10 protein-coding genes are annotated in these 11969 nt (G+C 76.9%); 3 read left to right on the top strand and 7 right to left on the bottom strand.

Features of this window, described 5'->3' with window-relative positions; translation table 11 throughout:
- Window positions 1–10 precede the first annotated feature (10 nt).
- Entirely contained in the window at window positions 11–1618 is a 1608-nt protein-coding gene (locus AB7J25_RS03315) for an FAD-dependent oxidoreductase (protein WP_428504853.1), read from the top strand.
- A gap of 6 nt (window positions 1619–1624) precedes the next feature.
- On the opposite strand, the gene AB7J25_RS03310 is transcribed toward AB7J25_RS03315, so the two are convergent.
- Entirely contained in the window at window positions 1625–2272 is a 648-nt protein-coding gene (locus AB7J25_RS03310) for a TetR/AcrR family transcriptional regulator (protein ID WP_428504851.1), read from the bottom strand.
- 80 nt (window positions 2273–2352) lie between these two features.
- Between AB7J25_RS03310 and AB7J25_RS03305 the strand changes: the two genes are divergently transcribed.
- Window positions 2353–2787: a VOC family protein gene (locus tag AB7J25_RS03305; RefSeq protein ID WP_428504849.1), complete on the top strand. Its 435-nt coding sequence runs from the start codon at window positions 2353–2355 to the stop codon at window positions 2785–2787.
- A complete protein-coding gene (locus AB7J25_RS03300; RefSeq protein ID WP_428504848.1) occupies window positions 2784–3311 on the top strand; it encodes an ester cyclase in 528 nt (175 codons plus the stop codon). The genes AB7J25_RS03305 and AB7J25_RS03300 overlap by 4 nt, the downstream gene beginning before the upstream one ends.
- Here AB7J25_RS03300 and AB7J25_RS03295 read toward each other — a convergent pair.
- The 6 genes from AB7J25_RS03295 to AB7J25_RS03270 form a co-directional block, all read right to left on the bottom strand.
- Window positions 3303–6128 carry a helix-turn-helix transcriptional regulator gene (locus AB7J25_RS03295; protein WP_428504847.1) on the bottom strand — a complete coding sequence of 942 codons (2826 nt, stop codon included), beginning with the start codon at window positions 6126–6128 and terminating at the stop codon, window positions 3303–3305. The two genes, AB7J25_RS03300 and AB7J25_RS03295, sit on opposite strands and share 9 nt — an antisense overlap.
- A gap of 57 nt (window positions 6129–6185) precedes the next feature.
- Window positions 6186–6737 carry a thioredoxin family protein gene (locus AB7J25_RS03290; RefSeq protein WP_428504845.1) on the bottom strand — a complete coding sequence of 184 codons (552 nt, stop codon included), beginning with the start codon at window positions 6735–6737 and terminating at the stop codon, window positions 6186–6188.
- Window positions 6738–6781: 44 nt separating this feature from the next.
- A complete protein-coding gene (locus AB7J25_RS03285; RefSeq protein WP_428504843.1) occupies window positions 6782–7810 on the bottom strand; it encodes a PHP domain-containing protein in 1029 nt (342 codons plus the stop codon).
- 106 nt (window positions 7811–7916) lie between these two features.
- Window positions 7917–8855: a CHAD domain-containing protein gene (locus AB7J25_RS03280; RefSeq protein WP_428504841.1), complete on the bottom strand. Its 939-nt coding sequence runs from the start codon at window positions 8853–8855 to the stop codon at window positions 7917–7919.
- A gap of 87 nt (window positions 8856–8942) precedes the next feature.
- Complete coding sequence (locus AB7J25_RS03275; protein ID WP_428504839.1) at window positions 8943–10442, bottom strand: AMP-binding protein; 1500 nt, start codon at window positions 10440–10442, stop codon at window positions 8943–8945.
- The gene (locus AB7J25_RS03270) at window positions 10439–11902 is read right to left on the bottom strand and encodes an FAD-binding oxidoreductase (protein WP_428504837.1); all 1464 of its coding nucleotides are present in this window, start codon (window positions 11900–11902) and stop codon (window positions 10439–10441) included. The genes AB7J25_RS03275 and AB7J25_RS03270 overlap by 4 nt, the downstream gene beginning before the upstream one ends.
- Between the last annotated feature and the right edge of the window lie 67 nt (window positions 11903–11969).

Raw genomic sequence — 11969 nt, 5'->3', positions numbered from 1 at the left:
CCTGGGCCCCATGAACCACACCACCGACGTGCTCGTCGTCGGCGCAGGCCCGGCCGGCCTCGCCACCGCGATCTCCGCGCTGCGCCACGGGGCGCGCGTGCTGGTCGTCGAGCGGCGCGCCGACACCTCGAGCATCCCCCGCGCGACCGGCATGTCCACCCGGACGATGGAGATCCTGCGCACCTGGGGCCTGGAGGCGGCCGTGCGCGCGGGGGCGGTCGACTGCGACCCGATGGTCGCGATCGGACCGACGCTCACCGATCCGGCGACCCGCTACGCCCACCACGGCTTTCCGAGTACCGCCGAGTCGCTCGCCGTGAGCCCGACCCACCTCACGATCGTCCCCCAGGACCACACCGAGCCGGTGCTGGCCGCCGAGGTCACCCGGCTCGGCGGGGTCGTCCGCTTCGGCACCACGGCGACCGGCCTGGACGTGACGCCCCGCGGGGTGCGCGCGCGGCTGGACGGCGGCGCGGGCGGCACCGACACCGTCCGGGCCCGGTTCGTCGTCGGTGCGGACGGGACGCGCAGCACCGTGCGCAGCGCCCTCGGAATCGGGGTCCGCGACCTCGGCGGCTCCGGCGCCTACGCGCAGGCCCTCTTCCGCGCCCCGATCCACGCCCACCTCGACCGCAGGCCGCCGGGCATCGCGTTCCTCGACCACCCCGAGGCGACCGGGGTCCTGCTGCCGGTCGGCTCCGGACGCTGGGAGTTCGCGCACCCCTACGAGCCGGAGCGCGGCGAGCAGCCCGTCGACGACCCCGCCCGCTGGGTGCATCTCGTCCGCACCGCCACGGGGATCCCGGACCTGCCCGTCGAGCTGCTCGGCAGCATGACGTTCGCGATGACGGCCGCCGTCGCCACCGCGTTCCGCGCGGGGCCGGGATTCCTCGTCGGCGACGCCGCCCACCGCACCACCCCGGCCGGTGCGACCGGCCTCAACACCGCGATCCACGACGGCCACGAGCTGGGCTGGAAGCTCGCCTGGGTGGCCCGCGGCCTCGCCGGGCAGGCGTTGCTCGACAGCCACGAGGCCGAGCGCGGCCCGGTGGGCCGCTGGAACGCGGCCCGCTCGTTGCGCCGCGACGAGTCCGACCCGGCGGACGGGCTGGAGGGCGACCTCGGCCGGAGCTACCGCTCGCCGGTGATCGACGCGACCGACGACGCGCCGCCGTTCCGCACGGACCGGGCCGCGCGCCCTGGCGAGCGCGCGCCGCACGTGTGGCTCGGGCCGGCGACGTCGCTGCTCGACGTGCTCGCGGACCGCCTCACGCTCGTCACCGGCCCCGACGCCACGGGATGGGCCCGCGCGGTCGCGCGGCGGGAGCGGCGGGCGCTCGCGTGGGCGCGGACGGCCGCGGGCCTGCTGCCCGCCCTCGTCGACGCGCCCCTCGCGCGGCTGGAGCTGCTCGTCGCGGACGGCGACCCGGACGGTAAGGCGCGCGGGGTGGCGGCCGCGTACCGGCTCGCGCCGGGTTCGGCGGTGCTGGTGCGGCCCGACGGGATCGTCGCGTGGCGCCACGACGGGCCGTGCACCGACCACGACGGGGTGCTGGCCCGCGCGCTCGACGTCACCCTCGGCTGGAGTGCGGCGGCGCAGGCGGCGGCCGCCGGGTGAGCGGCCCTACCGGCCCGGCCCGAGCAGCAGGTCGCACATCGCCTGGCCCAGCCAGCGCTCGTAGCGCTCCCAGCTCCAGCCGAGCCGGCGGATCAGGCGATCGGTGACCTCCGGCGAGGTGAGGACCCACAGGACGTCCGTGGCCTCCTCGACGGTCGTCCCCGGGCGCAGGCCGAAGTTCTCGGCGACGTGGCGGGCCGTGCCCTCGTTGCCGATGCGGCGCTGACGCTCGGTGGTCTCGACGAACGCGCGCAGGTCCTCGTCGCCGCTGTCGGCCTGCGCCAGGAGCATCGTGAGCAGTGCGAAGGTGCGGCCACCGAGCAGGCGGGCCAGTGCGGCGTAGGCACGCAGGCTCTCCTCCGCCGTGGCCGCCGTCTCGATCGCCCGCCCCTCCGGACGGTCCGCGATGGAGACCGGCTCGTCGTCGCCCGCGATCGTGACGTCGTAGACGTTCTTGAGCAGCGCGGCCTTGTTGCCGACGACGTTGTAGACCGTCTGCACGCTCACGTCCGCCGCGGCGGCGACGGCCGCGACGGTGGTGCCGAGGTAGCCGTTCGCCGCGAAGAGCGTCCCCGCGGCGTCGAGGATGCGCCGCCGGGTGAGGGCGGTCTGCTCGCTGCGCAGAGTGGTGGAGTAGCGGCGCCGGTCGGCCACGGAAACCTCGTTGACAGTTGCTTAGAAGTGCATTCCAATGAATGTTGTCAGCTTCCAAGATACCCGAGAGGGACACCACCGTGAACGAGGCACGACTGAGCGGCGTCTTCGGCGTCAAGCTCCCCGTGAGCGACCTGGGCCGCAGCAGAGCCTGGTACGAGCAGCTCTTCGAGCTGCGCCCGATCCGCGAGTTCGCCGACGACGACGGCGTCGTGCGCGGCGTCGCCTACGACGTCCCGGGCCTCGGCGACACCGGCCTCGCCCTGCGCGAGCGCCCCGACGTCGCCGGCATGTCCGGTTTCGATCCCGTCATCTTCGCGATCGACGGCCCCGCGGCGGTCACCGCCTGGACCCGCAGGCTCGCCGACGCCGGCATCGCGCACTCCGTGCGGCAGGGCACGATCGGGCGGGTCGTCGTCTTCCATGACCCGGACGGCCTGGAGATCCACCTCTACAGCCGCGAGCACGCGATCGGCGCCGGCACGCCCGGCGTGGGCGGGCGGGCCGTCGCATGAGCACCCGCACCGATGCCTGCGAGGTGTGCGTGCGGTCCATCCGGCTCATGGCCGACGGCACCCTCGCCGACCTCGCCGAGGTCGTCCACCCGGACTGCCGCAACCGCGAGGACGTCGACGAGCCCCGCGCCGCGCGCGGACGCGGCCCGGCCGCCCTCCACGCCACCGCGCTGTGGCTGCGCGCGGCCTACGCCGACCTGCACTGGGAGATCCACGACGTGGTCCACCAGCCCGCGCAGGACGGCGACCTCGTCGTCGTGCACGCCACCATGTCGGGGCGGCACGTCGGGACGTTCGTCGCCTACGGGCCGGACGCCCGCCCCACCCAGGCCTTCCCGCCCACCGGGCGGCACTTCGCCGTCACGCAGTCGCACTGGTTCCGGATGCGCGACGGCCTCGTCGTCGAGCACTGGGCCAACCGCGACGACCTCGGCCAGGCCATGCAGCTGGGCTGGACCCCACCGTCGCCGTTGTACCTGGCGAGGATGCTGGTCGCGACGTGGCGGGCGCGCCGGTCAGGATGACCAGCGGCGCAGCTCCGTGCGACTCGCCGCGCCGGTCTTGGCCAGCAGGTTCGCGACGTGGGTCTCGACGGTGCGCGGCGAGAGGTACAGCCGCTTCGCCACCTCCGCGTTGGACAGTCCCGCCGCCACCAGCACCAGCACCTCGGCCTCCCGGCCGGTGACCCCGCGCCTGCGCAGCTCCGCGGGCACGGGTGGGCCGCCGCGGCGGCGGGTGGGGGCGCCCGCCGCCCGCAGGAGATCGCGGCAGAGCCGGGCCCGTGCCTCGTCGCCCGCCGCCTCGTGGGCGGCGAGGTCGGCCCGCAGTGCCGGTACCGGGTCGCCCCAGCCGTCCGCGACCGCCGTCTCCAGCGCCAGGAGCCGCAGGAGCCGGTTCCACCAGGGCAGCTGCGCGAGGGCCGCGTCGGCCGCGGTGAACCGGTTCGCCGCCTCCTCGCGGTCCCCCGCCCGTCCGGCCGCGACCGCGTCCGCGTAGGCGAGGGCGGCCCCGTTCGGCCCCGACTGCACGGTCGGATGCCCGCGCAGCTCCGCGCGTGCGGCCGCGTCACGGTCCCCGACGACGGTGCGCAGCAGCACCCAGAGCCCGAAGTAGGCCGTCGGCGCCGCCGAACCGTGGCGCAGCAGCGGGCTCATCCCCGCATCGACGGCGGCATTGGCGGCCACCAGGTCGTGCTCGGTCAACCGGCACAGTCCCGGAACCGTCAGCCGGGCGGCCTGCGCCTCCACCGGCGCGTGCGGTCGCGACACCGCGGCCTCGACCAGCGCCGTCGCCGTCGCGGTGTCACCGTCGAGGGCCGCAGCGGACGCCGCCAGCAGCTCGGCCATGGCCTGCAGCGCGGTCAGCCGCAGCCTGCCCGCGCGCTCCGCCGCCCGCCGTGCCGTCAGCACCGCTGCCCGTGGACCCTCGGTGGTGATCATCTGCTCCGTGCCGAGGATGCCGGCCTGGACCACCTGTACGAGCGCCCCCGTGCGTTCCCCCAGCTCGACGGCGGCCGCGAGCGTGGGCGCGACCGGGTCGCCCGCCGACACCTCGGCCGAGCCCAGCACGAACAGCGCCTCCACCCGCCACGGCGCGAGCCCGTACTCGGCCGCGACCTGCGCCGAGCGCTGCACCGGCCCCACCCGCACGACGAGGCCCTGCGCGGGCGCGCTGCGGCCGAGGATCAGCAGCGCCTCGCAGAGGGTCGCGGCGCGGGCGGCGACCTCGCCCGCCGCACCCCGACCCCCGCGGCCGCCCGACCCGCCGGCCGCCACGAGCGCCGCCTCGGCGCCCGCGACCGCCGCCCGGGCCAGCTCCGCGGCCCGCGGCGCGTCCCCCGCGCCGTACGCGGCGTCGGCGGCGATCACCAGGGAACGGGGGTCCTGCGGCCGCCCGGCCCGGTCCAGCCAGCCGAGCGCGTCGACCCACCGGCCGGCCACCACCGCGGCCCGGGCCAGGCGCAGGCACAGCTCGGCGTGCTCCTCGCCCACCACGTCCCCGCCCTCCAGCGCGGCGGCACCCGCCTCCAGCGCGTCCACCGCGCGCCCGCTGCGGGTGAGCACCCCGACCCGCTCCAGCGCCACCGCGCCCGGGGGACCGCCCGCGGCCGCCGCCCGGTCCAGCAGGTCCGCGGCGCTGCGCAGGGCACCGCGGGCGGTGTCGCGGCGGGCCAGGTCCAGCAGCACCGCCGCGGCGCGCTCCGGGTGGCCCGCCGTGACGAACAGCTCGGCGGCGAGCGCCCGCTCGTCCGGGCCGCGCCCGTCCAGCACGTCGGCGACCGCGCCCGCCAGCGCCGCCCTCTCCGGCGGGATGAGCGTGGCCAGCACGGCGTCGCGGGTGAGGGCGTGCCGCCAGCGCAGCCGGTCGCCGTCCGCGACCAGGAGGCCCGCGTCGGTGGCCGCGCGCAATGCGGCCAGCGTCACGGCCTGCGACGCGCCGGTGACGGTCGCGAGCAGCCGCCAGTCCGGATCCGTCCCGGCCACGGCGGCGGCCTGCAGGATCGGCCGCGCCCCGTCCCGGAGCGCCGCGAGCCGCGTGGCCACCAGGGCGGACAGCGTCGGCGGGAGCGCGCCCGCCGATCCCCCCGCCAGCTCCTCCACGAGGAACGGCAGCCCGTCCGAACGGGCGACGAGCTGCGCGATCTCCGCCGCCGGCAGCGGCACCCCGCCCCGGCAGGCGGCGGCGAGCGCCGCCACCCCGTCCGCGTCCAGCGGGGCGAGCCCGACCGTCGTCACCGACGGCCGCGCGGCGAGCGCCGCCAGCGCCGGGATCGGCCGCTCCGTGCGCGCGGTGAGGGCGAGCACCAGCGGGACGGCGCGGGCGGCGTCGGCGAGGTAGCCGACGAGGTCGAGCGTGTCGGCGTCGGCCCAGTGCAGGTCCTCCAGCACCAGCACCGCCCCACCCGGGAGCTCGCGGGCCAGGGACACCACGGCCTCGCCGAGGACGACCGTCGGGTCGATCCCGGGCGAGGCCACCACGTCGGCCCCGGGGGCGGAGAGCAGCCGGCCGAGGGCGGTGAGCGGTTCGGCCGCCGGGGATCGGGGTGCCGGCCCGCCCGCGGCCGAGCCGGCCCGCGCCCCGTCGCGCAGGAGCGGTGCGAGCGCCTCCGCGACGGCCCGGTACGTCCCGCCGCCGTCGACGGCCCGCCCCGTGAGCACCGTCCGCCCGGCCGCGCCCGCCCGGGCGGCCGCCTCGGCCACCAGCCGCGACTTGCCGATCCCGGCCTCGCCCGTGACCAGCAGCGCGGCACCCGTCCCCGAGATCAGCCCGTCCACCAGCCGCGCGAGGGTCGCGAACTCCGCCGCTCGACCGACGAGCGCGGGCCGGGGCGTCACGGTCACCGGTTCAGTAGACCGCGGGGGCGCACCGCCGCCAACGGGGTTCCCCGGGCGTAGAGGTCAGGACCGCCACTTGATGCCGCAGCCCACCGACGGCCACTGGTCCGGGTCGACCGGCTCGCCCGCGAGGATCGCGGCCACGGCCGCCCGCACGTCCGCCGCCGTCACCGGGCGGTCCGTGCGTGGCCGGGAGTCGTCGAGCCGCCCGCGGTAGGCCAGGCGCCGATCGGCGTCGAACACGAAGGTGTCCGGGGTGCACGCCGCCGAGTACGCCCGGGCGACCTCCTGCGACTCGTCGTACAGGTACGGGAACGTCCACCCGTGGCGGCGCGCCTCCTGCGCCATCGCCTCCGGGCCGTCCTGCGGGTAGGTGACGACGTCGTTGCTGGAGATCCCGACCATCGGCACCCCCTGTGCCGCGAGGTCGCGCCCGAGCGCGGCGAGGCCCGCCGCGACGTGCTGCACGTACGGGCAGTGGTTGCACAGGAACGTGACGACCAGGGCCGGGCCGGTCAGTTCGGCGAGCGTGACCGTCCGGCCCGTCGCGGGCTCGGGGAGCGCGAAGTCGGGTGCGGGGGTGCCCAGGGCGAGCATGGTGGACTGGGTGGCCATGCGGCCAAGGCTAGGCCCGTCCGCCCCACCGCGGCCGAAGGCCGTCAGCCCCGAGCCGCCAGCAGCCGCCGCACCGGCCAGGTGTTGCGGATCCGCTCGAGCGGGACGCCGCAGTCCGCCGCCCGGGAGCAGCCGTAGTCCAGCCAGTCCAGCTGGCCCGGTGCGTGCGCGTCGGTGTCGACGGTGAACTCGCACCCCGCCTCGACGGCCTGGCGCAGCAACCGCTTCGGCGGGTCCAGCCGCTCCGGCCGCGAGTTGATCTCGACGGCGACACCGTGCTCGGCGCACGCGGCGAACACCGCGGCAGCGTCGAACTGCGACTCGGGCCGCTTGCGCGAGCCGGTGACCATCCGCCCCGTGCAGTGCCCGAGCACGTCGACCAGTGGGTTCTCGATCGCGGTGAGCATCCGCTCCGTCATCTCCGCGGCGGGCATCCGCAGCTTGGAGTGCACGCTGGCCACGACGACGTCCAGGCTGTCGAGCAGCTCCGCCTCCTGGTCGAGGGCGCCGTCCTCGAGGATGTCGACCTCGATCCCGGTGAGCACGGTGAACCCGGGGTCGAGCTCGGCGTTCAGCTCGGCGATCTGCTCGACCTGCGCACGCAGCCGGTCGGCGGACAGCCCGTTGGCGACGGTGAGCCGCGGTGAGTGGTCGGTGACAACGAGGTACTCGTGGCCCAGCTCGCGGGCGGTCTGCACCATCTCGCGCAGCGGGGAGCCGCCGTCGGAGGCGTCGGTGTGGCTGTGGCAGTCGCCGCGCAGCGCGGTGCGGACGTCCGCGGCGGCCGCCCCGATCTCCGCGAGCGGCGCGTCCCCGGCCTCACGCAGCGCTCGCAGGTAGGACGGCTCGGTCCCGGCCAGCGACTCGACGACGCACCGCGCGGTCTTCTCCCCGACCCCGCGCAGGCGCAACAGCTCGCCGGACAGCGCGAGGTCGGTCAGCTCGTCTGTGCCGCGCCCGCGCAGCGCCGCCGCCGCCCCGCGGAACGCGCGGACGCGGTAGGTCGACTCGTGGGCGCGCTCCAGGAGGAACGCGATGCGCCGCAGGTCGGCGACGGGGTCCCGGGCGGTCACGGCGTCGATGCTGCCACGCCGGGTCCGCCCGTCGAGAACGACGTTGTGCTGATCAACAGGGCCCTCCGAGCTGCGTAACGTCGTTCTCGACGGAACCACCACGGGATCAGCGCAACCACTTCCGGTTGCGCTTGCGCCAGGCCGCCTTCCACAGGCCGGGCAGCTCCTCCTCGATCCGCTCGGCGCGGGCTGCGTCGCGCCCGTACAGGACGCCGAACGCGAAGCCGTTGTCCGCGCGGGCGCCGAGCTCGCGCAGCATGGCCCGGGCGACGACGGTGTCCTGGTGCTCGCCGAGCGCGGTCTGGAAGCCCTTGAGGCCCGCCACGAACCGCGTCGCGGGCTTGCCGACGGTGGGGGCGGCGACCTCCGTGGCGTAGCGCAGCCGCTTGGCGGCCTTGCGGGCGGCGTGCACGGCCTCGGCGCGGTGCGGGTTGGCCGGGTCGTTGGCGTCGCGGACGGCCCGGGCGAGCCGCCGTGCGGTGCGGGCGACGACGGCGGGCAGCTCCGTGCGGGCGGGCCGCGCGGCCCGCTTGGTCAGCGGCGGGTCGGCGAGCAGCTCGTCGAGCGCGGCGCGCAGCCGGGCGTAGTGCTCGCCGTCGAGCTCGGCGAGGACGCCGGCCCGGGCCTCCGCGCCGAGCCGGGCGAAGTGCCGGGTCGTGAACGCCTGCACGGGGCCGAGCAGCAGCTCCTGGGGGAGCTCTGCGAGTTGGCCGGTGATCCGCTCCTCCAGGACCTCCGTGTCGCGGGCGGGCGACATGCGGCGGCCGAACTCGCGCAACAGCTCGACGACGGGCTCCGCGCGATCCCGGTCGAGCAGCGGCCGGTAGGCCTGCAGGGCGCTGCGTAGCCGACGCGAGTTGACCCGCAGCTGGTGGACGGCGTCGGGCTCGTCGGTGCGGGCACGCTCGGCCTCGGCGGCGAGGCGGTCGGTGTGCTCGCCGAGGTAGGCGAGCAGCACCGCACCCGCGGATCCGCTCTTCCCGGTCGCGCGGGGCGCCGGCGGGGGCGCGGGTTCGGTGCTCGGCACGGCGGAGAGGGTCGTCACCCGACCAGGATGCCCCGTGCGCGCCGCGGCCACACCGTGCGAACGGACGCTCGGCGCGGCGGCGCTCGCGGAACCCGCTCACGGGACTCAGAGCGGCAGCCGGGCCTTCATCACCTTGCCCATGTCGTTGCGCGGCAGCTCGCCGACGAACCGCACCTCCCGCGGCCGCTTGTGCGGCGCGAGCAGGGCCGCGACGTGCCCGATCAGCACCTCCGGCTCGACGGGCTCGACCGGCTCCGCCGCGACGACGTAGGCCACGATCCGCTCGCCGAGGTCCTCGTCCGGAACGCCGACGACGGCGCACTCGGCGACGCCCGGGTGCTCCAGCAGCGCGTTCTCGATCTCCCCGGCACCGATCTTGTAGCCGCCGGACTTGATGAGGTCCGTGGCCCGGCGCCCGACGATCGCGAGCGCGCCCGACTCCGTCCAGCGAGCGATGTCGCCCGTGGCGAACCAGCCGTCGGGCGTCATGGCCGCCGCGGTGGCGTCGGGGCGGTTGAGGTAGCCGGAGAACAGTCCCGGGCCGCGCGCCTCGACCGCGCCCAGCCCGTCCGCGGCGTGGTCGGCGGCCCGATCCCCGGCGCCGTCGGTGCTGTCGGTGCTGTCGGTGCCGTCGGTGCCCTCGGTGAGCGGGACGAGGCGCACCTCGGTGCCGGGAAGCGGGCGGCCGACGGTGCCCGGCTCGGGATCCTCCGCCGCGCGGGCCGCCGTGAGGATGAGGGTCTCGGTGAGGCCGTAGCGTTCGCGCACCGCGAGCCCGGTGGCGCGCCGCAGCCGCGCGTGGTCCACCGCGGTGAGCGCCGCGGATCCGGACACGAGCAGCCGCGCCCGGCCGACCGTCTTCGCCGCCGCGGGATCGGCCTCCAGCTCCGCGGCGAGCCGGTGGTACTGGGTCGGGACACCGAACACCATCGTCGCGCCCGACTCGACGGCCGCGGAGAGCGCCTCCGCGCAGAGCGTGCCGAGGTGGAGCAGCGACCCGCCGCGCCGCAGCACCCCGACCATCCCCAGCACCAGCCCGTGCACGTGGAACAGCGGCAGCGCGTGCGCGAGCACGTCCTCGCCGGTCCATCCCCAGGCCTCGGCGAGGGCGTCGACGTTGGCCGCGACGGCCCGCCGGGAGAGCACCGCCCCCTTGGGTGGGCCCGTCGTCCCCGAGGTGTAGACGATCAGTGCGGGCTGCTCGGGGTCCGGCTCGGCCGTGGGGACCGGCCCGGTCGCGGAGGGATCGACGTCGACCCGCGGGAGCTCCGCGAGCGGGCCGGCGAACACCGCGCCGGGCGGGGCGAGCAGGACGTCCGGGGCGGCGTCGCCGAGCACGTGCGCGAGTTCCCGCGCTCCCAGCTTCGGGTTCAGTGGGACGGCCGGCACGCCCGCGAGCAGCGCCGCCGTCACGGCGACCGCGGTGTGGAGCGTCGGGGTGGCGACCACCGCCCCGCGCCCCGACGATGGCAGCTTCCCGGCGAGCGCCCCCGCGGCACCGGCGAGCTCGGCGTAGGTGAGGGCGGTGGAACCGGCGCCGTCGGTGAAACTCAGTGCGGGACGGTCCGTCGGATCCCACAGGGCCGGCAGCAGCGGGGCGGTCACCCGACCACCTTGCCCGGGTTGAGGATGCCGGCCGGATCGAGGGCCTGCTTGACGGCGCGCTGCAGCGCGAGGACGGCGGGCCCGAGCTCGCGCCGCATGCCGTCGCGCTTGAGCAGGCCGACCCCGTGCTCGCCGGTGACGGTGCCACCGAGGTCGATGGCGGAGTCGACGATCTCGACGAACGCGGCCTGTGCCCGGCGCCGGGCGTCGTCGTCGCCGTGCGGGGTGATGAGCAGGGGATGCAGGTTGCCGTCGCCGGCGTGGGCGATGTTGGCGACCAGGACGTCGTGGCGCGCGGCGATCTCCTCCACGCGCTGCAACATCTCCGCGAGGCGACCGCGGGGCAGGCAGACGTCCTCGGTGAGGATGGCGTCGCCGCGCTGCTCCAGCGCCGGGTAGGCGAGGCGGCGGGCGTCGAAGAGGGCCTCGGCCTCGACGGCGTCGGTGGACATCAGCGCCTCGGCGGCACCCGCCTCGACGAACTCCTCGCGGATCGCCGTGGCCTCGATCTCCGCGGCGGGTTCGGGGAGGTCGGTGCGGGCGAGCAGCAGCGCCGCGGCGTCCTGCGGCAGTCCGGCGTGCCTCCACTCGTTCACCGCCGCCAGGCAGTGGCGGTCGATCAGCTCGAACGCGGAGGGCTCCAGCCCGCGGGCCGTCACACCCGCGACGGCCCGCCCGCAGGCGGCGAGCGAGTCGAAGAACCCGACCACCGTGCGCGTCGGCGCGGCCCGCAGCGGCCGCAGCCGCACCGTCACCTCCGTGATCACCCCGAGCGTGCCCTCCGAGCCGACCAGCAGGCCGACGAGGTCGTAGCCCGCCACCCCCTTCGCCGTGCGCCGCCCGACCCGCACCACCTCGCCGGAGGCCGTCACCACCTCCAGCGCCAGCACGTAGTCGCGCGTCACCCCGTACTTGACACAGCAGAGCCCACCCGCGTTCGTGGCGACGTTGCCGCCGATCGTCGACCACGGGGCACTCGCGGGATCCGGCGGATACCAGAGGCCGCGCGCCGCCGCCGCGGCGCGCAGGTCGTCGTTCACGACCCCGGGTTGGACGACCGCGAGCCGCTCCCCCGGGTCGATCTCGACGATCGCGCGCATCCGCTCCGTGGAGAGGACGACGCAGCCGTCGACGGCGTTCGCCCCGCCGGACAGGCCCGTCCCCGCGCCGCGCGGCACCACCGGCACCCGGTGCTCGGCGCACGCCCGCACGAGCGCGGCCACTTCGGCCGTCGACTCCGGGCGGGCGACCGCGAGCGGGCTGCCGTGCTCGGCCCACTCGGCCTCGTCGTGGCGGTAGCGCTCGACGACGTCGGGGTCGGTGAGCACCCGGCCGCGCGGCAGGGCGGCGACCAGCTCGGGGACCAGGGCGGACGGCGGCGTTCCCCGGTGGCCCGGCTGCTGCGGCTGGCCCGGGTGCGCCGGCTGGCCCGGCTGCTGCGACTTCGGCGGCGCGACCATTCCGGCACGGTAGCCGGGCCGTCGCCGGGGAGACGACCCCACGCATCCCCGGTCGGCCGCTCCGCCA

The sequence above is a fragment of the Pseudonocardia sp. genome (assembly GCF_050246655.1).
Taxonomy (GTDB): Bacteria; Actinomycetota; Actinomycetes; order Mycobacteriales; family Pseudonocardiaceae; genus Pseudonocardia.
Note: the sequence above shows the minus strand (reverse complement) of the source record. Positions and strands in the feature narration are given on the sequence as shown.

Bases quoted from the DNA above. Each gene is read 5' to 3' on its own strand.
- AB7J25_RS03315 (WP_428504853.1), top strand. From the start codon at position 11: ATGAACCACACCACCGACGTGCTCGTCGTCGGCGCAGGCCCGGCCGGC.
- AB7J25_RS03270 (WP_428504837.1), bottom strand. From the start codon at position 11,902: ATGGTCGCGCCGCCGAAGTCGCAGCAGCCGGGCCAGCCGGCGCACCCG.
- AB7J25_RS03290 (WP_428504845.1), bottom strand. From the start codon at position 6,737: ATGGCCACCCAGTCCACCATGCTCGCCCTGGGCACCCCCGCACCCGAC.
- AB7J25_RS03300 (WP_428504848.1), top strand. From the start codon at position 2,784: ATGAGCACCCGCACCGATGCCTGCGAGGTGTGCGTGCGGTCCATCCGG.